Source organism: Streptomyces sp. NBC_01335, assembly GCF_035953295.1.
Lineage (GTDB): Bacteria > Actinomycetota > Actinomycetes > Streptomycetales > Streptomycetaceae > Streptomyces.
This window is the reverse complement of record NZ_CP108370.1, coordinates 7,166,233-7,187,528: the sequence shown is the minus strand read 5'-3', so window position 1 is coordinate 7,187,528 and position 21,296 is coordinate 7,166,233. Positions and strand designations below refer to the sequence as shown.

17 protein-coding genes are annotated in these 21,296 nt (G+C 71.2%); 9 read left to right on the top strand and 8 right to left on the bottom strand.

Going from position 1 to position 21,296, the window contains the following annotated elements; genetic code table 11:
* The first annotated feature begins 41 nt into the window (after window positions 1-41).
* The 4 genes from OG599_RS30630 to OG599_RS30615 all read left to right on the top strand — a co-directional run bounded on the left by OG599_RS30630 (window position 42) and on the right by OG599_RS30615 (window position 6,179).
* On the top strand, window positions 42-998 hold the full coding sequence (locus OG599_RS30630; RefSeq protein ID WP_327179217.1) for a carbohydrate ABC transporter permease: 957 nt from the start codon (window positions 42-44) through the stop codon (window positions 996-998).
* A 19-nt stretch (window positions 999-1,017) separates the two neighbouring features.
* Window positions 1,018-1,893 carry a carbohydrate ABC transporter permease gene (locus OG599_RS30625; RefSeq protein ID WP_327179216.1) on the top strand — a complete coding sequence of 292 codons (876 nt, stop codon included), beginning with the start codon at window positions 1,018-1,020 and terminating at the stop codon, window positions 1,891-1,893.
* A gap of 217 nt (window positions 1,894-2,110) precedes the next feature.
* Window positions 2,111-3,715 (top strand): glycoside hydrolase family 13 protein, encoded by a 1,605-nt coding sequence (locus OG599_RS30620; RefSeq protein ID WP_327179215.1) that lies wholly within the window; start codon window positions 2,111-2,113, stop codon window positions 3,713-3,715.
* A gap of 52 nt (window positions 3,716-3,767) precedes the next feature.
* Complete coding sequence (locus OG599_RS30615) at window positions 3,768-6,179, top strand: discoidin domain-containing protein (RefSeq protein ID WP_327179214.1); 2,412 nt, start codon at window positions 3,768-3,770, stop codon at window positions 6,177-6,179.
* Between the two features lie 141 nt (window positions 6,180-6,320).
* On the opposite strand, the gene OG599_RS30610 is transcribed toward OG599_RS30615, so the two are convergent.
* From OG599_RS30610 to OG599_RS30600, 3 genes are all read right to left on the bottom strand, one after another.
* A complete protein-coding gene (locus OG599_RS30610; protein ID WP_327179213.1) occupies window positions 6,321-6,893 on the bottom strand; it encodes a YbhB/YbcL family Raf kinase inhibitor-like protein in 573 nt (190 codons plus the stop codon).
* Window positions 6,890-7,453 carry an isochorismatase family cysteine hydrolase gene (locus tag OG599_RS30605; RefSeq protein ID WP_327179212.1) on the bottom strand — a complete coding sequence of 188 codons (564 nt, stop codon included), beginning with the start codon at window positions 7,451-7,453 and terminating at the stop codon, window positions 6,890-6,892. The genes OG599_RS30610 and OG599_RS30605 overlap by 4 nt, the downstream gene beginning before the upstream one ends.
* Window positions 7,454-7,584: 131 nt before the next feature.
* Complete coding sequence (locus OG599_RS30600; RefSeq protein ID WP_327179211.1) at window positions 7,585-8,025, bottom strand: MarR family winged helix-turn-helix transcriptional regulator; 441 nt, start codon at window positions 8,023-8,025, stop codon at window positions 7,585-7,587.
* A 304-nt stretch (window positions 8,026-8,329) separates the two neighbouring features.
* Between OG599_RS30600 and OG599_RS30595 the strand changes: the two genes are divergently transcribed.
* The gene (locus OG599_RS30595) at window positions 8,330-11,113 is read left to right on the top strand and encodes a glycosyl hydrolase (RefSeq protein WP_327179210.1); all 2,784 of its coding nucleotides are present in this window, start codon (window positions 8,330-8,332) and stop codon (window positions 11,111-11,113) included.
* 274 nt (window positions 11,114-11,387) lie between these two features.
* On the opposite strand, the gene OG599_RS30590 is transcribed toward OG599_RS30595, so the two are convergent.
* Window positions 11,388-12,428, bottom strand: coding sequence for a LacI family DNA-binding transcriptional regulator (locus tag OG599_RS30590; protein ID WP_327179209.1), 1,041 nt, complete (start codon window positions 12,426-12,428; stop codon window positions 11,388-11,390).
* Window positions 12,429-12,681: 253 nt separating this feature from the next.
* Between OG599_RS30590 and OG599_RS30585 the strand changes: the two genes are divergently transcribed.
* Entirely contained in the window at window positions 12,682-14,352 is a 1,671-nt protein-coding gene (locus OG599_RS30585; RefSeq protein WP_327179208.1) for a beta-1,3-glucanase family protein, read from the top strand.
* 69 nt (window positions 14,353-14,421) lie between these two features.
* Here the strand turns inward: OG599_RS30585 and OG599_RS30580 are convergent, their stop codons facing one another.
* The 4 genes from OG599_RS30580 to OG599_RS30565 all read right to left on the bottom strand — a co-directional run bounded on the left by OG599_RS30580 (window position 14,422) and on the right by OG599_RS30565 (window position 17,689).
* Complete coding sequence (locus OG599_RS30580) at window positions 14,422-15,612, bottom strand: MBL fold metallo-hydrolase (protein WP_327179207.1); 1,191 nt, start codon at window positions 15,610-15,612, stop codon at window positions 14,422-14,424.
* A gap of 106 nt (window positions 15,613-15,718) precedes the next feature.
* Entirely contained in the window at window positions 15,719-16,159 is a 441-nt protein-coding gene (locus OG599_RS30575; RefSeq protein WP_327179206.1) for a PPOX class F420-dependent oxidoreductase, read from the bottom strand.
* Window positions 16,160-16,255: 96 nt separating this feature from the next.
* Window positions 16,256-17,275 carry a DUF6745 domain-containing protein gene (locus OG599_RS30570; protein WP_327179205.1) on the bottom strand — a complete coding sequence of 340 codons (1,020 nt, stop codon included), beginning with the start codon at window positions 17,273-17,275 and terminating at the stop codon, window positions 16,256-16,258.
* A gap of 87 nt (window positions 17,276-17,362) precedes the next feature.
* A complete protein-coding gene (locus OG599_RS30565; RefSeq protein ID WP_327179204.1) occupies window positions 17,363-17,689 on the bottom strand; it encodes a hypothetical protein in 327 nt (108 codons plus the stop codon).
* A 275-nt stretch (window positions 17,690-17,964) separates the two neighbouring features.
* Here OG599_RS30565 and OG599_RS30560 point away from each other — a divergent pair, with 275 nt between their 5' ends.
* From OG599_RS30560 to OG599_RS30550, 3 genes are read left to right on the top strand one after another with little or no spacing between them, the layout of a single operon-like run.
* Window positions 17,965-18,921 (top strand): STM4015 family protein, encoded by a 957-nt coding sequence (locus tag OG599_RS30560; protein ID WP_327179203.1) that lies wholly within the window; start codon window positions 17,965-17,967, stop codon window positions 18,919-18,921.
* Window positions 18,918-19,991 carry an STM4015 family protein gene (locus tag OG599_RS30555; RefSeq protein ID WP_442809595.1) on the top strand — a complete coding sequence of 358 codons (1,074 nt, stop codon included), beginning with the start codon at window positions 18,918-18,920 and terminating at the stop codon, window positions 19,989-19,991. The genes OG599_RS30560 and OG599_RS30555 overlap by 4 nt, the downstream gene beginning before the upstream one ends.
* The gene (locus OG599_RS30550) at window positions 19,972-21,252 is read left to right on the top strand and encodes an STM4014 family protein (RefSeq protein ID WP_442809594.1); all 1,281 of its coding nucleotides are present in this window, start codon (window positions 19,972-19,974) and stop codon (window positions 21,250-21,252) included. Before OG599_RS30555 ends, OG599_RS30550 begins: the two co-directional genes overlap by 20 nt.
* Window positions 21,253-21,296 lie beyond the last annotated feature (44 nt).

The window sequence follows — 21,296 nt, the reverse complement described above, 5'->3', positions numbered from 1 at the left end:
GGACCGCGTTCCGGCACCACTGCACCGAGGAGGCGGCGACGATGTCGGCCCCCACCATCCCCAAGACGGCGGCGAAGACGCCCCGCCCGTCCCGGCACCACGGCGAGGGCCCGAAGCCCGCCGGCGCCTTCGCCCGCGCCCTGCGCCGCAACCTCACCGCCCACGGCTTCCTGATCGGCGCCGTGATCTGTTTCGGCCTCTTCTCCTGGTACCCCATGGTGCGGGAGTTCCTGCTCGCGTTCCAGAAGACCGAGGACGGCCAGACCACCTGGGCGGGCCTGGACAATCTGAACACCGTCTTCAACGACCCGGCGTTCTGGCAGGCCTGGCGCAACACCCTGCTCTTCACCGTGCTCGCGCTGGTCCTGGGCTTCGCCGTCCCGTTCGTGGTCGCGGTGGTGCTCAACGAGTTCCGGCACGCGCAGGGCTACCTGCGGCTCCTCGTGTACCTCCCCGTCATGCTCCCGCCGGTCGCCTCGGTGCTGCTCTTCAAGTACCTCTACGACCCCGGGTACGGCCTGCTCAACCAGCTCCTCGACTTCTTCGGGATACCCGCCCAGCAGTGGCTCCAGGACCCGAGCACCTCGATGCTCTCGGTCGTGGTCGCGGCGACCTGGATGAACATGGGCGGTGCGACGCTCATCTACCTCGCCGCGCTCCAGGGCATCCCGGGCGAGCTGTACGAGGCCTCCGAGCTGGACGGCGCCGGGCTGCTGCGCAAGATCTGGCACGTCACCATCCCGCAGACCCGGCTCATCCTGTCGCTGCTGCTGCTCATGCAGGTCATCGCGACCATGCAGGTGTTCGTCGAGCCCTTCCTGCTCACCGGCGGCGCGGGCCCCGAAGGGTCGACGACCACGGTCGTCTACCTGATCTACCAATACGCCTTCAACTTCAACAACTACGGCGCCGCGGCGGCGCTCGGCCTGGTCCTCCTCGTACTGCTCGCCGGAGTGTCGGCCGTGTACGTGAGGCTCAGCCGCGCCGAGGACGAGTAGGACCCGGGGGAAACGACAGATGTCCACACGCACGCTCATCTCGCCGGCCCAACTGGCCCGGCCCCGGGGCAAAGCCGTCTACTGGGTGGTCTTCGGCCTCGTCATGATCCTGTTCACGCTGGTCTTCCTCGGACCGCTGTACTGGATGGTGTCCGGCGGGCTCAAGTCCACGCAGGAGGCGGTCCAGTCGCCGCCGACGTTCTTCCCGTCGACGCTGACCCCCTCCAACTACTCGCGCGCCTGGGAGGTGATGGACCTCTCCCGCCTTCTCTTCAACACCCTGTACTACGCGTTCGGGGCGCTGGCCTTCCAGCTCGTGCTGGACGTCGCGGCGGCCTACTCGCTCTCCCGGCTGCGGCCCGTCTTCGGCAAGGCGATCCTCGGCATGATGCTCGCCACCCTCATGATCCCGGCGACGGTGCTGGTCGTCCCGCAGTACCTCACGGTGCTGGACGTCCCCCTGGTGGAGCGCAACCTGCTGAACTCGCCGTGGGCGATCTGGCTCCCGTCGGTGACCAACGCCTTCAACATCTTCCTGCTGAAGCGGTTCTTCGACTCCATACCGAAGGAGCTGCTGGACGCCGCGTCGATGGACGGGGCCTCCCCGCTGCGCACCCTGCGCTCGATCGTCCTCCCCATCTCCCGGCCGATCCTCGGGGTGGTCTCCATCTTCGCGGTGGTCGGGGTGTGGAAGGACTTCCTCTGGCCGATGCTCACCCTGCCCGATCCGGCCATGCAGACCCTGAACGTCGGCATCTACTCGCTCTCCACCGGTGTACCGGAGAACGTGCTGATCGCCGCCCTCACCATCGCTTCCCTGCCGACGCTGCTCATCTTCCTGGTGTTCCAGCGGAACATCATGGGCGGCCTCACCGCGGGCGGCCTCAAGGGCTGACCCCCGCCCGGCTGCCCCGGTCGGTCCGGGGCAGCCGGTGCCCCCTGCCCGCACGACCTCACGCGCGCGTGACCGTATGGCCCGCACCCCCGCGGTGCGCCCGCACGCACGTCGCACACGCACCTCCCGAAGCCACTCCATGAAGCCTCCGCCGCCGGCCGTGACCGCACGCCCCGCTGTCCGGCCGGCGGCGGACCCTGCCCGAAAGGACCCTCACGTGGCAGCCCCTCTTCCGGTACCCGCCGACGACTGGTGGCGCAGCGCCGCCATCTACCAGGTGTACCCACGCAGCTTCGCCGACGGTGACGGGGACGGTACCGGGGACCTCGCGGGCGTCCGGTCGCGGCTGCCGTACCTCTCCGAACTGGGCGTGGACGCCATCTGGTTCACCCCGTGGTACGTCTCTCCGCTGGTCGACGGCGGGTACGACGTCGCCGACTACCGCACCATCGACCCGGCCTTCGGGACGCTCGCCGAGGCGGAGAAGCTCATCGGCGAGGCCCGCGAGTCCGGTATCCGGGTGATCGTGGACATCGTGCCGAACCATGTGTCGGACCAGCACGCGTGGTTCCGGGCGGCGTTGGAGGCCGGCCCGGGGAGTCCCGAGCGCGAGCTGTTCCACTTCCGTCCCGGCCGGGGCGAGGACGGCGAACTGCCGCCCAACGACTGGCCCTCGCAGTTCTCCGGACGCACCTGGACCCGGGTGCCGGACGGGGAGTGGTACCTCCACCTCTTCACGCCCGAGCAGCCCGACCTCAACTGGGCCCACCCGGAGGTCCGTCGGGAGCACGAGGAGATCCTGCGCTTCTGGTTCGAGCGCGGGGTGGCGGGCGTGCGGATCGACTCGGCCGCGCTCCTCGCCAAGGACCCGGCGCTCGCCGACTTCGTGGAGGGGGTGGATCCCCATCCGTACATCGACCAGGACGAGTTGCACGACATCTACCGCTCCTGGCGGGCCATCGCCGACGAGTACCAGGGTGTCTTCGTGGGTGAGGTCTGGCTGCCGGACTCCGAGCGCTTCGCCCGGTACCTGCGTCCGGACGAGCTGCACACCGCCTTCAACTTCAACTTCCTCTCGTGCCCGTGGCGGGCGGACCGGCTGCGGCGGTCCATCGACGACACCCTGGCCGAGCACGCGCCCGTCGGCGCCCCGGCCACCTGGGTGCTGTGCAACCACGACGTGACCCGCACGGTGACCCGGTACGGCCGGGAGGACACCGGGTTCGACTTCGCCACGAAGGCGTTCGGTACGCCGACCGACCTGGCGCTCGGCGAGCGGCGGGCGCGTGCCGCCGCGCTGCTGACGCTCGCACTGCCCGGGTCCCTCTACCTGTACCAGGGTGAGGAGTTGGGCCTGCCGGAGGCGGACATCCCGCTGGACCGCATCCAGGACCCGATGCACTTCCGTTCGGGCGGGCGCGATCCGGGGCGGGACGGCTGCCGGGTGCCGCTGCCGTGGAGCGCGGACTCCCCGTACAGCGGTTTCGGCTCGCGCACGGAGCCGTGGCTGCCGCAGCCCGAGGGCTGGGAGGCGTACGCCGTGGACCGCCAGAGCGGCGACCCCGGTTCGATGCTGTCGCTCTACCGGGAGGCGCTGCGGCTGCGGCGGACCACCGAGGCGTTCCGGAGCGAGCCGCTGACCTGGCTCCCCTCCGGCGAGGGCGTCCTCGCCTTCCGGCGCGGGCCGGGCCTGATCTGCGTCGTCAACCTGGCGACGGAACCGGCGGAACTCCCCGCCCACACGGATGTCCTGCTCGCCGGCGGCCCCCTGGACGACCGGGGCCGCCTTCCCCAGGACACGGCGGTGTGGCTGCTCGCCTGAGGGCGAATGGCGCAGCGCCGTCCAGATGTCCCCCCACAGGAGGTTGTGCACCATGAGCGTGACAAGAGCCGCGTCCGGTGGACGGTCCATGACCGCTCTGCTGGCCTCACTCGCCTGCACCGTGGCCCTGGGTACGGTGGCCGCCCTCACCGGGGGCGGCGCCGGCTCGGCGGCGGCGGCCGAGGCGCCCGTACTCTCCCCGTTCGCGGTGGCGGGGCGTGGCGCGCAGGTGCCGTTCACCGAGCTGGAGGCGGAGAACGCCGCGACCACCGGCTCACCGATCGGCCCCGACCGTACGTACACCACCCTTCCCTCCGAGGCTTCCGGGCGGCGCGCCGTGCGGCTCGACGCACCGGGCGAGTACGTCGAGTTCACCCTCACCCGGCCCGCCAACGCCATGACGGTGCGCTACTCCGTGCCGGACAACGCGGCGGGTACGGGCATCACCGCGCCGGTCGCGCTGAGTCTGGACGGGACCAGGCTGAAGGACCTGGACTTCACTTCGAGGTACGGCTGGTTCTACGGCTCGTACCCGTTCACCAACACCCCGGGCAGTCAGCCGCACCACTTCTACGACGAGACCCGGACGCTCTTCGGGAAGACCCTGGCGGCCGGTTCGAAGGTGCGCATCACTCTTCCCTCGACCTCCGCCACCCCGTGGGCGGTGGTGGACCTGGCCGACTTCGAGCAGGTCGCTGCGCCGGTGACCCGGCCGGCCGGTTCGCTCTCGGTCACCGACTACGGGGCCGACGCGAGCGGCGCGGGGGACTCCACCTCGGCGTTCCAGCAGGCCGTCGACGCGGGCAAGGCGCAGGGCAAGGAGGTGTGGATCCCGCAGGGCACCTTCAAGCTGACCGACCACGTGGTGGTCGACCAGGTCACGCTGCGCGGCGCCGGGCCGTGGTACAGCGTGCTGGGCGGCCGTAACCCCACCGACCGGAGCCGTGCGGCGGGGATCTACGGCAAGTACGTCTCCGGCGGCGGTTACGGCGGCGGGGTCCGCCCGTACGAGTCCGGCGGGCCGAGCCGCAATGTCACGCTCAAGGGCTTCGCCCTCATCGGCGACATCACCGAGCGCGTGGACGAGGACCAGGTCAACGCGATCGGCGGCGCGATGAGCGATTCCGTCGTGGACGACGTGTGGTTGCAGCACACCAAGGTCGGCGCGTGGATGGACGGGCCGATGGACAACTTCCACATCCGCAACAGCCGCATCCTGGACCAGACCGCGGACGGGGTGAACTTCCACTGGGGCGTCACCCACTCGTCCGTGGAGAACACCTTCCTGCGCAACCTCGGCGACGACGGCCTCGCGATGTGGTCCGACACCAAGGCCGACACCGCCAACGCCTTCACCGGGAACACCGTGGTGGCCCCGATCCTCGCCAACCACGTGGCGATCTACGGCGGCAAGGACATCTCGGTCACGGACAACGTCCTCGCCGAGAGCCTCACCAACGGCGGCGCCCTGCACGTGGGCAACCGCTTCCCCGGTGTCTCCCCCGGTCAGGGCACCGACGTCCAGGGCACCTTCACCCTCGCCCGCAACACCACCATCCGGGCGGGCAACACCGACTACGGCTGGCCCTTCCCGATCGGCGCGGTCTGGTTCGACGCCCGCAACAGCCCGATCGACAAGGCGACGATCAACGTCACCGACACGGACATCCTGGACAGTTCCTACGCCGCGATCCACTTCGTCTCCGGGACGACGAAGAACGTCAACTTCAACAACGTGAACATCGACGGCACCGGGACCTTCGCCCTCCAGTTCAACGATCCGGCGCAGCTGTCGCTGACCAATGTGCGCGCCACGAACATCGGCTTCACCGACCCCGTCTACAGCTGCCTCGGCTCCTCGCTGGCGCTGACCCAGGGCACCGGCAACTCCGGCTGGAACGCCAAGCTCCCTGCGACGTACTGCGGCCCGTGGCCCACCGCGAACTACGACCACGGCACCTCGCCGACCCCGACCCCGACACCCACGCCCACTCCGACACCGACTCCGACACCCACGCCCACGCCCACCGGTCCGACCCCGGACCCCGGCCGGAACCTCGCCCTGGGCAGGCCCGTCACCGCGACCGGGTACGCCGACGTCTACGCCCCGGCGCGAGCCGTCGACGGTGACGCCAACTCGTACTGGGAGAGTGTCAACCGGTCCTTCCCGCAGTCACTGACCGTGGATCTGGGAGCCGGGACCACGGTCGGCCGGGTCGTGCTCAAGCTCCCGTCGTCCTGGGAGGCGCGGACCCAGACCCTGACGGTCCTCGGCAGCGCCGACGGCTCCTCCTTCACCACGCTGACCGCGTCGAAGGACTACCGCTTCGACCCGGCCTCCGGCAACAAGGCGACCGTGACCCTGCCGGCCGGCTCCGCACCCCGGTACCTGCGGGTCACCGGGACGGCGAACACCGCCTGGCCCGCCGTCCAGGCCTCCGAACTGGAGGCGTACCTCTCCTGACCGTCCCGACCTCTCGCGACGCTCGCGCGTAGCGACCGTCTCCCGCCGCCCGCCCGTGGTCCTGGACCGCGGGCGGGTCGGCGTCTGAGCCAGGGCCCCGCGTCTTTGCTGGGCCCCCGGCGTCTTTCCTGGGCCCACGGCTCAGCGCTCGTAGACCCCGGTCAGCCGGGCGCGGCCGAGGACGGGCGCGCTGACGCCGGCCAGCAGGGCGCGCGGCCGCGCCCGGTCCACCGGCGTGGCACCGGGCGCGTCGCCGACGGGTGCGGCGAGGGCGTAGAGCTGGAAGACGTAGCGGTGCGGCCCGTGGCCCTTGACGGGTGCGGGGCCGTGGTAGCCGCGCCCGACGGTGGACCGCAGCGGGCGCACCCCGGGGCCGGGCCGCTTCGCGGCCAGCGCGCCGGGCGGCAGGTGCCCGGTCGCCGGGTCGATCAGCGCGACGCAGTGCACGGCCGGCTTGGCCATGGGTACGTCGACGTCCTCCACGACCAGGAGGAGTTGCGCGGTACCGGGCGGGAGCGCGGTCCACTCCAGGTGGGGGGAGAGGTCCTCGCCGCCGACGTGCTTCGCGCATCGGGCCCGCGGAAGGGAGCCGTCGGGGTCGAAGTCCTCGCTGGTGAGGGTGAGCAGCTCGGGGCCCTGGAGATGGGGCAGGTTCCACGACAGATGGGTCTCGCCCGCCCGGCGGTTGCGCAGGAGCCGGCCCAGCAGGGTCATCGGGTGGCCTCGACCATGGCGACGACCTCGGCGGTGGTGGCGGTCTCGCCGAGCTTGGGGAACACGCGCTCCACACTGTGACGGTGGTCGCCTTCCACCCGGTCGGCCATGGCGTCGGTGGCGAGGACGACGTGGTAGCCGTGGTCGGAGGCCGAGCGCGCGGTCGACTCGACGCCCGCGCTGGTGGAGATCCCGGTCAGGACGATCTGGGTGACGCCCAGGTCCCGCAGGAGGGTGTCGAGCCCGGTGTCGTGGAACGCGCTGCGCCGCCGCTTGGTGATCAAGTGGTCGGTCGGCCGGACGTCGAGCTCGTCGATCAGGTCGGCCCAGCCGGGCGACGACGGTACGCCGGCACCCGGCCGCGCGCCCTCGGTACGCCCCGGGGCCCGCCCGGTGACGTTGACCAGGACCACGGGCAGGCCGTGCCGGCGGAAGGCGGTGGCCAGACGGGTCGTGGGCTCGACGACGGCCGCGATCGCGGGTTCGGCGCCTTCGAGGAAACCCTTCTGCAGGTCGATCACGACGAGCGCGGGGGTGGGGTCGATGGTGGTCAGTGTCACGGTGGTCGTCTCTCCTGTGCGTGTCGGCCGGGGGTGTACGGGGCCGGTACGGCCGGTCCCGGGAACGGTTCGGCCGGACGTCCTGGCCGGTCCGGCCGGGCGTACGGGGCCGGTCCGGCCGGTGTCGGATGTCAGATGTTCCGGGCCAGCCGGTCCAGCAGCGGCGCCGCCGCCGCGAGGTGGTCCAGCTCGTCCTGGGTGAACGCGCCCCCGGTCAGGGCCCGGGCGATGAGTTCGGTCCGGGCGTTGCGCTTGTCCTTCAGCGCCTGCCGGCCCGCGTCGGTCATCGTCAGCACCGCCCGCCTGCCGTCCTCCGGATCCGGGCGGCGTTCGACCAGGCCGCGGGCGCGCAGCCCGGCGAGCGTCGCCCCCATCGCCTGCGCGGTGATCTGTGCATCCCGGGCCAGCGCGGAGGAGGTGGTGGGTCCCGAGCGGTCCAGGAGCGACAGCGCGTTCCGTTCGGGCATCGCGAGCCCGCCCTCGACGGGTACGTGGCGGACCCGTCGTACCAGCACGGCGATACTCGCCAGAAGGGCCGCAGCGACTCCGTCCGGAGCCAGGTCGTCGTTCATACGGTAAGGCTACTTTATCAACCTGCCTTACTACATCCACACCCTTCCGATGCCGGAAGCTCGCCCGACGGACGGCCCGGAGCCGGTTCTCCACGGAATGAGAGCGCTCTCAACACTTCACCTCAAGCCGCCCCACACCCGCTCCATCCGCCAGAAGTCGAACACAAGGGCCCGTGCACGCTCCTCCAACTACCGTGCGTGTCACTTCTATTGACACAAAGGTTTCAGAAGTTTTACGTTCCTTGACATCTGAGAGCGCTCTCGAAAGCGCTCCGACCCCCTCCTGACTTCGAGGTGCTTCCCCATGCAAGCCTCCCTCGTAAGACCCGCTGCCGCGATGGTCCTGGCCGTCGCGCTGGCCGCGGTGGGCCTGGGCCCTGCCGCGTCCCCGGCGGCTGCCGCCACGATCACCGCGGGCTCCGGCAGTTACACCGACACCCGCCCGGCCGGTACCTCCGGACCGACCACCAACACCGGCGCACCGGTCACTCCCAAGCTGACCGAGGCCGCCAGGAACAAGCCGGTCCCCACCAACGACTGGTGGACCTCGCTCGCCTACCAGCGCTACGGCGACAACCCGTACTCCACACCGATGTACGGCCACCCGCTCACCTACCAGGCCACCGCCGGCGGGCTGGAGGTCGGTTACCCGACCACGCCCTCGATCGTCGGTGACGGCCGCCAGTACGAGTACGCGCACAAGGCCGACCTGACCCTCGGCCTCAGCGGTCTCAACTCGCCCGACGCGAAGGCCGACGACTGGTCCGACTGGACGGTCACCCCCTACTGGTCGGACGGCACCCGCACGCTGCGCACGACCATCGGGCACGGCCTGCCGTTCGTGTACGCGAAGGGCTCCGGCGGCGCCGCCAGCATCACCACGGCGAGCACCCCCACCGTCTTCGCGGACAACGGCAACGTCCTCGGCATCACCGTCGCCGGGCACAACTACGCGCTGTTCTCGCCGACCGGCACCGACTGGACGGTGGCCGGGTCCACCATCACCGCTCCCCTCGGCGGCAAGGACTACTTCTCGCTCGCCGTGCTGCCGTCCACCGACGCGCTGGCGACGTTCCGGAAGTACGCCTTCAGCTTCGTCACCGGCTCCACGGTGTCCTGGTCCTCCTCCGGCGGCACGGTCCGGGCCACGTACAGCCTCACCACGGAGGCCAAGGAGGGCACCGAGCGCGGGACGCTCCAGGCGCTCTACCGCCACCAGTGGCTGCACACCTCCGACGCGCTCACGGGCTACACCTACGTGTCCCCGCGCGGCACCATGAAGGTACGGGAAGGCTCCTCCTTCTCCACGAGCCAGAAGAGCTCCGGCGTGGTGCCGGCCCTTCCGGCGGTCAGCGGCGTCGACACGGCCCGGCTGACCGGCTACCTCAACGAGGTGGCGAACGCCTCCGACCCGTTCTCCGGGGCCGCCGACACCTACTGGACCGGCAAGGCGCTCGGCCGCCTGGCCCAACTGGTGCCCGTGGCCGATCAGATCGGCCAGACCGCCACCCGGGACAAGCTGCTGGGGCTGCTCAAGAGCCGGCTCCAGGAGTGGTTCACCGCCGGCGGCGCCAGCGAGTTCAGCTACGACACGGTCTGGAAGACCCTCATCGGGTACCCCGCCTCCTACGGCAGCGACACCGAGCTGAACGACCATCACTTCCACTACAGCTACTACGTGTACGCGGCGGCGATCGTCGCCCAGTACGACCAGGCGTGGGCCGCCGACTCGGCCTGGGGCACCATGGTCAAGAACCTGATCCGCGATGCCGCCAACCCGAGCCGCACGGACAGCGCGTTTCCCTTCCTGCGCGGCTTCGACGTGTACGCGGGCCACAGCTGGGCCTCCGGGCACCAGGGATTCGCGGCGGGCAACAACCAGGAGTCGTCCTCCGAGTCGACCAACCTGAGCGCCGCGCTCGTGCTGTGGGGTTCGGCTACCGGTGACACCTCGCTGCGCGACCTCGGCAGCTACCTGCTGACCACCGAGTCGGAAGCGATCGAGCAGTACTGGTTCGACACCGACCAGCAGGTCTTCCCGAGCTCCTTCGGCCACGACACGGTCGGCATGGTCTGGGGCAGCGGCGCCGCGTATTCCACCTGGTGGACCGCGAACCCGGAGGAGATCCACGGCATCAACACCCTGCCGATCACCGGTGGTTCGCTCTACCTGGGCCGCGACAAGGCCACCGTCAAGCGGAACCTCGCCGAGATGGAGCGGGAGAACGGCGGCCCGGCCGTCGAATGGCGCGACCTGCTCTGGGAGTTCGAGGCGCTGGCCGACCCGGCGTCCGCGAAGGCCAAGTGGGACGCGGGCAACGCCGGTTACACGCCGGAGGCGGGTGAGTCCAAGGCGCACACCTACCAGTGGATCACCACGCTCAACAGTATCGGCGCCCCCGACATGAGCATCAGCGGGGACATCCCGACCTCCGCCGTCTTCACCAAGAACGGCGTCAACACCTACGTCGCCCACAACTACGGCACCACCGCTCGCACCGTCACCTTCACCAACGGCGCGACCCTCTCCGTACCGGCCCGCTCGACGGCCACCGGCACCGGAACCGGCGGCGGCACCACCGACCCGGACCCGGGCACCGGCACCTCCACCGGGAACACCTTCCGGCTGAAGTCCGGCGGTACGCTCACCACCGCCACGGACGGCGCCGCCGGTACCGACACCATCGCCTCGGCGGAGGGCGTCAACCGGGACGGCACTCCGTACAAGCCGACGACCTACCAGCTCAAGAACGTCAACGGCACCCTCTCCTCCGGCGCCTCCACCTCGTTCAGCCTCCGGGTCGACGCGGGCACGGCAGTCGGGCTCGCCCCGCAGGTCCGGGTCAGCTACGACCTCACCGGCGACGGCACCTTCGACCGGACGGAGACCTACCGCTACTTCGCGACCGACCCGGTCGCCGGGTGGGAGGGGTACACCCAGGCCGTGGGCGCGCAGGCGACCACCGGCACCCTGGGCAACCTCACCGGCGGAACCGTCCGCCTGGAGATCTGGAACGCCCTGGGGAGCAGCACCTCCCAGGTGCAGACGGGTACGGACGCGGCGGTCCTGAAGATCCCGTACGTCTGATCCGTACGCCCGGCCCGATCCCGTACGTCGGGCCCCGTACGCCCGGTCCCGCGCCGCACGTCCGTCCCGTACACCCCGTCAAGGAGGAGGAGCCCCCGCAGGCGGCGCGTCGCGCGCGCCCGCGGGGGCTCCTGCGGGTGGGCGGGAAGTCCCAGTGGCTCGCCCGTCCGCAGCACGGCCCTGGCCGCAGGGGAACTCGGCTGTGCGCCCAAGTCGGCCAGTTCCGCGCCCCACCCGACCACTGGCGGCACTCGATTGGTGCCGAGGCCGAGCCTCAGGACGAGGCCCGCCGTACCAGCGTGGTCGGGGTGATCACCGAGTCGGGTGCCTCGGTCCCCTTGCGGTCCCGGTCCAGGCCGCGCAGCAGCAGCCTGGCCATGAGCCGCCCCTGGCCCTCGACGTCCTGCTGGACGGTGGTCAGCGGCGGTACGGTCGCCTCGGCCACCGACTCCATGTCGTCGAACCCGACGACGGCCACCTGGCCGGGCACCGTGATGCCGCGCTCGCCCAGGACCCGCAGGGCACCAGAGGCCATCAGGTCGTTGGCGGCGAACACCGCGTCCAGGTCGGGGCGCCGCTCCAGCAACTCCTCCATCGCCAGCGCCCCGGACTCCACGGTGAACGCGCCCTCCGCGACGAGGGTCGGGTCCACGTCGAGCTGGATGTCCCGGTAGCCGTCGAACCGGTCCAGGGCCGAGGTCTGGTCGGGCGGCCCGCCGATGTACGCGATCCGTTGCCGCCCCAGGTCCCGCAGGTGCTGTACGGCCGCCCGCGCCCCGCCCCGGTTGTCCGCGTCCACGTAACTGGCGGTGCGCTCGCCGGGAGGTGTGGTCCAGCTCGGCCGCCCGCCGTAGACGGTCGGCAGTCCGGCCCGCCGGGTGATCGACGGCAGGGGGTCGTCGGTGTGCAGGGAGAAGGCCAGCGCCCCGTCGACGTGGCCGCCGGAGAGGTACCGCTCGATACGGCCGAAGTCCCCCGGCCCCTCCACGATCAGCAGCACCAGCTGGGCGTCGTGTTCGGCCAGTTCCTTGCTGATGCCCCGGAGCTGCCGGGAGAAGAACGGGTCGGAGAAGATGCGTATCTCCGGCTCGGCGATCACCACGGCCACCGCCCCGGTACGCCGGGTGACGAGGGTACGGGCCGCGTGGTTCGGGATGTACTGGAGCTCCTCGACCGCCTGGCGCACCCGGTCCACGAGAGGTTTGCGTACACCGTCGCCCCCGTTGACGACCCGGGACGCGGTGGCCCGGGAGACGCCCGCGCGCGCCGCGACGGCTTCCAGGGTGGGCCGGGAACCTGGGGACTGCTCGGGCAAGGCGGTCGCTCCTCAACGCTGGTCGGCGGCGCGGGAGGTGGGGCCACCGGGTCGCTCCCACCCTAACGCCGGGGTCGCCCGGAAGTGGTGCCGGTGGCAGCCCTGGTTGAGAGCGCTCCCAAACTCGTCCCGTTTCCTTCGGCACATCCCTTGACCCTCATTGGTCCAGCCCAATAGCGTCACGTTCGCCTCAGGGCAACACCCCCACCCCGTCATGGTTCTGACGGATCATCACCCCCTTTTAGGAGGGTCAGTGGTCTCTCGACGTTCCTTCCTCGCCGCGGCCGGCGCGACCGCCGCCGCCGCTACCGTCCTCTCCCCCCTGTCGCCGTTCACCTCCAAGGCTTCGGCGGCGAGCGCCCCACTCCCGGTGTCGCTCCAGAACAATTCAGGCAACAACACCGTGTACGCGTACATCTCTGGTACGGACAGCAGTGGCTGGCCGGTGTTCGTCTCCGCGAACGGTGCCCTGAACCGGCTGCCGAACCCGTCGGCCGCGGTGACCCCGATCGCCGACTACTCCATCCCGCTGGGCGCCTCCGGTTCGGCGGCGACCAAGGTGAACCTGGCCGGCTTCATCATCGGCGGCCGGGTCTGGTTCTCGGTCGGCCAGAAGCTCAAGTTCTTCGTCAACCCGGGCACCGTACCCGGGGTGGTCCAGCCGGCCCTGACCAGCTCGGACCCCAACTGGTCGACGAACTGGACGTTCTGCGAGTTCACCTTCAACAGCGCCAACCTGTACGCCAACATCTCCTACGTCGACATGGTCGGCCTGCCGGTCTCCATGTCCAGCACCGGCAGCTCCGGCAACCAGACGGTCAGCCCGCTGCCCAACGGCGCACTCGCCTCCATCGCCTCCGGCCTCCGGTCCCAGCACGCCGTCGACGGTGCGCCCTGGGACCGGCTGGTGGTCAACGACTCCTCGGGCGGGGTGCTGCGCGTGCTCGCGCCCTCGCACTCCCCGGTGGACTTCGGCAACTACTGGGACGACTACCTGAACCGGGTGTGGAGCCACTACTCCTCCACGCCCCTGACCCTGAACGGCCAGGGCAGCATCGGCTCGTACACCGGCACCGTCTCCGGTGGCGCCATCGTCTTCTCCGGCCTGAACACCAACGGCGTCCCGTTCACCAAGCCCAGTGCCGTCGACATCTTCGGCTGCGCCTCCGGTCCGCTCTACAACTCCGGCGGCGACGCGCGGGGCGCCATCGCGGCCCGGCTCTCCGCCGCGCTCAACCGCAGCAGCCTGCTGGTCTCCGGCGGCAACAACAACCCCGACGGCGTGTCCGCGTCCCAGTACTACACGGATCCCGTGACCAACCACTACGCCCGGCTCGTCCACCAGTACGCCAGCATCGGCTACGCCTTCCCGTACGACGACGTCGGCCCCACCAACTCCGCGCCCGTCGACGGCCACATCCAGGACGGCAACCCCACGTCCTGGACCATCTCGCTGGGGGCGGGCACGGGTTCGGGCTCGACACCGGGCGGCGGCACGGGCACCGGTACGGGTGCCAGCGCCTACAACACCATCCAGGCGGAGTCCTACTCGGCCCAGAGCGGCACCAGCACGGAGACCACCACCGACACCGGCGGTGGCCAGAACGTCGGCTACATCGCCAACGGGGACTGGCTCAAGTTCTCGTCGGTGGACTTCGGCTCGACCTCGCCGAGCCAGTTCAAGGCCCGGATCGCCTCGGGCGCCGCCGCGGGCGTGAGCGGCGCGATCAAGGTACGGCTGGACAGTACCAGCGGTACGCAGATCGCCGAGATCGACTTCGGCAACAACGGCGGCTGGCAGGCCTGGCAGACCGTCCCCGCCAACGTCGTCGCCTCCGCGACCGGAGTCCACGACGTCTATCTGGTCTTCTCCGGCAGCACGTCCGACTTCGTCAACCTGAACTGGTTCACCTTCACCCACTGAACCGGCCACCGCACCGGTGCGCCCGGCGCCCCGGCCGTCGTCGACGGCCGGGGCGCCGGGCCGCGCGCGTCACTCCTCGGTGACGAGTTCGAGGGCGCCGCGCCCCTCGCCCTCCGCCAGGTCGGGCAGAGGCCACTCCTGGTCGGGTACGTGGCCCACGGTCCGCCACCACGGCTCGGCCGGCAGTTCCCCGGACGGCTCGAAGGGCTGCCCCGGAATGGGGAAGGCGCCCGGCTGACCGATCGCCGCCGCCGCTTCCCTGGTCCACTCACCGGGCTCGGCCCACGCGTGCGGGGCCAGGTTGAAGGTGCCCCAGTGGATCGGCATCAGGACACCGTGAGGGCGGCCGCCCTGGAGATCCAGATGCGTGCGGAGCCCCTCGGCGGGCGTCATGTGGATGTCGGGCCAGAACTCCGCGTAGGCGCCGATCTGGATCATCGTGACGTCGAAGGGGCCGTGCTCGGCTCCGATCTCGCGGAACCCGGAGAAGTAGCCGGTGTCGCCGCTGTGGTAGATCCGGTGCTCGGGCCCCTCGACGGCCCAGGAGGCCCAGAGGGTGTGCTGACCGCTGCGCACGCCGCGTCCGCAGAAGTGCCGCGCCGGGGTCGCCATGAGCCGGATGCCCGCCACCTCGGTGCTCTCGTTCCAGTCCAGCTCACGCAGCCGCGAGGGCGACACGCCCCAGTGCTCCAGATGGGCGCCGACGCCGAGCGGCACGGCGAAGACGGTGTCCGTCCGCGCGAGGGCGCGGATCGTCGGCAGGTCCAGGTGGTCGTAGTGGTCGTGGGAGATGACGACCACGTCCACCGGCCCGAGCGCTTCGAGCGACAGCGGTACGGGATGGAGCCGCTTGGGGCCCGCGAAGGGGAACGGGGAACAGCGCTCGCCCCATACCGGGTCGAAGAGCACGCGGCTCCCGTCGATCTCGGCGAGGACGCTGGAGTGGCCCATCCAGGTCACCCGGAGGCCCGAGGCCGGAGGCCGGGCCAGGTCGGCGTAGGTCGTGGCGTACACCGGAATGTTTCCCTGCGGTGCCCTGCGTGCCCGTTGTTCCTTGTTGAAGTAGATCTTCGCGAGCTCCACCGTGGAACCCGAAGGCAGGGTGCGAGCCCCGACCGGGTTCTGGAACACTCCGTCGGCGAAATGGGGCGAGCGGCGGATGCGCTCCATCCGGGCCCCCGAGGGGTCGGCCCCGAACGCGTCGGCGCGCATCGAGCGCAGTCGGGTGCGGAGAGGGGTCAGAAATTCGGCGCCGGTCACAGCATCTCCTGGGGAGTCGGTCTCTTCTTATTATGTGCGGGACGCATGCCCGCGCGAGGGCCGGTCATCGCGCCGCGGACCTGCCCGGCTCCCCACACGTATCGCGTCAGGCACCCGGCTGCCCGTACACGTGCTCGATGTGCAGGGTGAGGACGACCCTGCGGTCCCGCACCATCGCCTGCCGGTAGTCGTCCCAGTCCGGGTGCTCGCCGAGAACGTCCCGGTAGAGGGTGATCAGCGCCTCGACGGTGGCGTCCTGGGGATCGGCGGCGGGAGGGGTCAGCTCGGCCGTCCCGTCCACGACGGTCCACGCGCCGCGGTTCTCGCTCGTCACGTGGAAGCTCGCCCGGGGATCGCGGCGCAGATTCCTCGTCTTCGCCCGGTCCTCCGTCACCGAGACCCGGATCGTCCGGGCTTCCGCGTCGTAGGCGTGGTTCACGTTCGACAGCTGGGGGCGGCCGTTCTTCCTCAGCGTCACGAGCACCCCGTCGTGCGAGGCACCGACGAGTCGCAGAAGGTCATCCTGTGTGCGGTCGAGAGACGTCATGCCCCGTCCAACGTGTCCATGTCCCGCAAGATTCCGCCGTCGGGGCCGGCGGCACGCCCTTCCGCCACGCCGGTGGTGGCGCGTGGGCGCCCTGTGTCACGTCTGGCGCACGGGCGCGTACTGCTCGCCGCCGAGCCCGAACGTCCAGGCGACCCCGTCCTTCGCCGTACGGGTGGCGGGCGGCACCCGCAGCCAGTAGGTGCGGTGGGTGCCGTCGGGTTCGGGGGTGGAGTTGACGACCTCGACCATCACGACGTCCTCGTCCCCGGGGAGCGGGACGCGCCAGAGAATGCCCGTCTCGTCCCGGTGGACCGGCTCCGCCCCGGACTCCTCCAGGTAGCGGTCGTAGCCGAAGTGCTCCAGCATCACACGCCGTAGCTCGGCGTTGGCCTCCTCGCGTATCCGCTCGGGGGTGAGGGCCGAGAGCTCTTCCAGGAAAGCGGCCGGCACCGGCATGCCGCGCCAGGCGTGGAGGGCGAAACCGTCCGGGTAGGCGAGCGCCGGGCCGTCCCCGCGGTCGAGACGGCCCGCCTCGTCGCGGTGGAGCGCCTCGGGGCGTTCGGCGACGACGACCACGTTCTCGTAGGGCCACCACCAGCCGGCGTTGCGCGCCACCTCCGCCAGGCCCGCCAGGCGCTCGCTGTCCTCGAAGGCGGCGAGCCATGCCGCGTCGTGCTGTCCGAGCACCGCGTCCAGCAGCACCAGCCGCACAGCCGTCTCGTCCTCGGGACGCGCGGCGAGCTCGGCCACGATGCCCACGCGGATGCGCTCGGCGAGGGCGGAGGTGGTCTCCCACAGCTGCGCGCCGGTCGCCGACCAGAGCGCGGCCCACCCCATCGCCCCCAGCTCGTCGTACTTCCGGCGGCGCTCGTGACTCCAGGGCCGGGTGCGCACTTCTTCACGCACCGACCTCCCGGCGTCGGCGAGCCTCTCCACCGCCTCCACCGCGGCCCTGGGCGAGTCCACCCAGACGATCCGGCCCGGCTCCGCCAGGCCCGCCGCGCGGTAGGCCAGGCGAATGCCCTCCTCCGCCGCCACCCGGTCGGCCCTTCCGGTGGCCGAGGCCACCGCCCGCCACGAGGTCACGTCCCGCGTCATCATTCCCGTCCCTGTCATCTCTGGTCACCCGTTCCTGTTCTTGTTCCCGCTCCGGTTCGCCTGCCGGCGCGTCTTTCCTTCAGGGCCCTTGCCGGTGTCGGCCCGTCAGTCCGCCACGACACGGAACGCGCCGGGGACGTACTCCCGCTGGCGCACCACGCGGAACCACCCCTTGGGCAGGGCGATCGGGGCGTGTTCCTCGTGCACGACCCGCCCTCCGTCGGGGAGGTGGAGCAGCATCGGTCCGAACGTCCCGGACTCGCGTATCAGCCGGCCGGGCCCCTGCACGGCGTGCGCGTGTCCGGTGACCTCGCCCAACGCCAGCACCAATCGGCCCCGTCCGTCACGCAGTTCGCCCGGCGCCTCCAGGAACGGTGCGGGCACCTCGGACTCCTCGACCGCCACGATCAGCACATCGCCCTGCCGGTACACAGACGTCTCCCCTCCGGTGCGGCGCCCCGTGCGCCGAACCTGTGGAGAACGCTAGGAGGTGGGTCTGACATCGGGGGTCCGCAAGCCCTCGGTCTCCTCTCCGGCACCTTCGTGACCAGCGGCTTCAGCAGATCGGCTCCTGACGCCCCGCGGGTGCTCCGGCTCGGACGTCATCTGCCGGACGCGGTGACACCCGTCCCGGATGAGGCGCTGTCAGTGGCACTTGATAGACCTTGCGGCAGACAGACGTCCCCAGCACACCGGAGCTTCGGGTCATGACCATTGCGAACCACCTGAGCGAGCTGCACGGCCTTCCCGCCGTCGACTTCGAGTCCCCTGCCGAGGGGCGCTCGCTCCCCGAGGCCGGAGCCGTGGCGTGGCGGCTCCGGGTCGACCCGTACGAAGACGAGTCGGAAACCTCGTGGCAGGAGCTCTTCGAGCTGTTCCTGAAGACGGTCGATCCGTCCGGAGTGCGAGCTCTGATCATCGGTCAGTGGGGCGAGGCGTACGACTGCGACTCCGCGTATCCGATAGGTCTGGTGACCGCCGCCGCGAGCCGGTTGCCCTCCCTCGAAGCCGTGTTCGTCGGCGATCTGGTCCTGGAGGAGGCGGAGATCTCCTGGATCGAGCAGTCGGACGTGACGGCATTGCTCAGCGCCTTCCCCCGGCTCGTGGAGCTGGGTGTGCGGGGCGGCACCGGTCTGGTCTTCCCGCCGGTGCGGCACGAAGCGCTGCGCTCGCTCACGATCGAGTCGGGCGGCCTGCCGGTCCAGGTGGTGCGCGGCGTGCTGGACAGCGAACTCCCGGCGCTGGAGAAGCTCGACCTCTGGCTCGGTGTCTCGGCGTACGGCGGTGACACGGAGCTCACGGATCTGGCGCCCCTGCTGTCCGGCACCCGCTTCCTGGCCCTGCACCACCTCGGGCTGCGCAACAGCGAGATCCAGGAGGAGATCGCCGGGGCGGTCGCCTCGGCGCCGGTGGTCGCACGCCTGCGCACCCTGGACCTGTCGAACGGTGTCCTCGGCGACGACGGCGCCGCGGCGCTGCTCGAAGGCCAGCCGCTCACCCATCTCGACACCCTCGACCTCCACCACCACTTCCTCAGTGAGGCGATGGAGCAGCGGCTCACCTTCGCGCTGGAACCGCACGGTGTCCGGCTCGACCTGTCCGACCGCAACAAGCCCTGGAACGACGGCGGTCGCGAGAACCGGTACACGGCGGTGGCGGAATGATGACCCTCGCGACGGACATCGAGCACCCGGAAAGCTTCCACGGCCTGCCCGTGTACGTCCTGCCGACCCCCGGCGAGACGCCCCTCGGCGAGGCGGAGCACGGCGGGGCGACGCCCGGGAGCACGGGCGGGAGCAGGCCCGGGAGCGCGGACGGGAGAACCGCACCGGCCGGAAGCCTCCCGGCGGCGGACGCGGTCGCCTGGCGGCTCGAAAGCGCCTGGCAGCACGATCTCGACTTTCCCGTGCTGTGGCGGCACTTCCTGGACTCCGTGGACACCTCGCGGGTCCGGGCGCTGCTGATCGGCCCCTGGTGGGAGGACGAGTACACCCCTCTCACGCAGGTGGTCGAGCTCCTTTCGGCCGACGCCGCCCGTCTCCCGTCCCTGCGCGGGCTGTTCCTCGCCGACGTGGAGAGCGAGGAGTGCGAGGTGTCGTGGCTGCAGCTGTGCGACATCACTCCGGTGCTGGAGGCCTATCCGCTCCTGGAGGAACTCGTCGTCCGGGGAGGCGGCACGACGGGGCAGCCCGAGGACGGGGAGACGCTCCGGCTGCGGCCCCTGCGGCACACCTCCCTGAAGTCCCTGCGCTTCGAGTCGGGCGGGCTGCCCGGACACGTCGTACGGGCGGTCGGCGCCTGCGAACTGCCCGCGCTGCGGAGCCTGGAGCTGTGGCTCGGCTCCGACTGGTACGGCGGGGACGCCACGGTCGAGGACCTTGCTCCGCTGCTGTCCGGCGGAGGGCTGCCGGCGCTGCGCCATCTCGGGCTGCAGAACAGCGTCGTCCAGGACGAGATCGCCGCTGCCGTGGCGTCGGCGCCCGTCGTCGCCCAGCTGGATTCCCTGTCGCTGGCCATGGGCACGCTGAGCGACACGGGCGTCGAGGCGCTGCTGGCCGGGCAGCCGCTGTCGCACCTGTCCCGTCTGGATCTGCGCCATCACTACCTGGACGAGGAGATGGTCCTCCGCCTCACGTCGGCCTGCGCGCCCGCCGTGGTGGACGCGGAGCCGGGTGAGGCGTCCGACTTCGATCCGGACGAGGACGATGAGCGGTATGTCGCGGTCAGCGAATAGCCCGGGGCCTGGGCAGGGGCAGGGACAGGGACTGCGGCACGAAAGAGGACAGGGGCAGGCACTGCGGCAGGAACGGGGACGGACGGAGGGACAGCGACCGCGCTTCGCCGTCGTCGGCAACCCGCTCAACCGCCGGATCGCCTTCTTCCGGGAGGCAGTGCGCGCCGCCGGCCTGCCGGAAGCGCGGGTCGTGCCGTGGCTGGACGTCCTGCACGGCCGGGCGCACTTCCTGCCCGGCGAGTCGGTGCGCCTGGACTCGCCGGGCGAGGAACGGGAGGTCGAGCGGCTGCTGCGCGGGGTCGGCGACCCGACCCGTGTGGAGGGTTCGGCCCTCTGGTACGCGAACTTCCTCACGGCCGTCCGTGCGGTGGCCGCCGACGTGGCGTCCGCCGGTGGGGAACTGCTGGGCTCTCCGGCCGAGTTGGCCCAGGTGTTCGACAAGCGGCTGTGCCACGCGGTGCTGGACGAGGCAGGGGTGCCCGTACCCGCCTCGCCCACCTCGGGAGCTTCGGCGGCCCCCGTCCGGGGCTGGGACCACGTACGGGAGCTGATGCGGGACCACCGCATGCCCAGGGTGTTCGTGAAGCCGGCGCACGGCTCCTCGGCCTCCGGGGTGCTGGCCGTGGAGACGGCCGGCCCGGGGCGGGTCCAGGCGACCACCTCGGTGGAACGGGACGAGCGGGGTCGGCTGTTCAACTCCCTGCGGGTGCGGCGGTACACCACCGAGGGGGAGGTCGCGGCCCTCGTGGACACGCTCGCACCGGACGGGTTGCACGTCGAACGCTGGCTTCCCAAGGCCTCGCAGCAGGGCCGGTCCGCCGATCTGCGGGTCGTGGTGGTCGCGGGCCGTGCGACGCACGCCGTCGTGCGGACCAGCCGCTCCCCCATGACCAACCTCCATCTCGGCGGGGCCCGCGGTGATCTGGACCGGGTCCGTGAGGCGGTGGCCTCGGCCGGCGGGAGCTGGTCCGAGGCGCTGGCCCTCTGCGAGCGCGCGGCTGCCTGCTTTCCCCGGACCCCGTGCGTGGGGGTCGATCTGCTGCCCGCGACCGGCTGGCGGCGGTTCGCCGTGGGCGAGGTCAACGCGTTCGGTGATCTGCTGCCCGGCCTGACCGGTCTGCCGGGCAGCGGCGCCGAGGGCCAGGACACCTACACCGCGCAGGTCGCCGCCGCCCTGCGGTCCCACGCGGACGCCCCCGCCGGCAACGACGACGCATCTGACGAACGAGCAAGGAACGACCGTGCCACCGCTGCCCCCTGACCCCGCACCCCCCGTCGGCACAGCAGCCCCCTCCGGCACCGCCC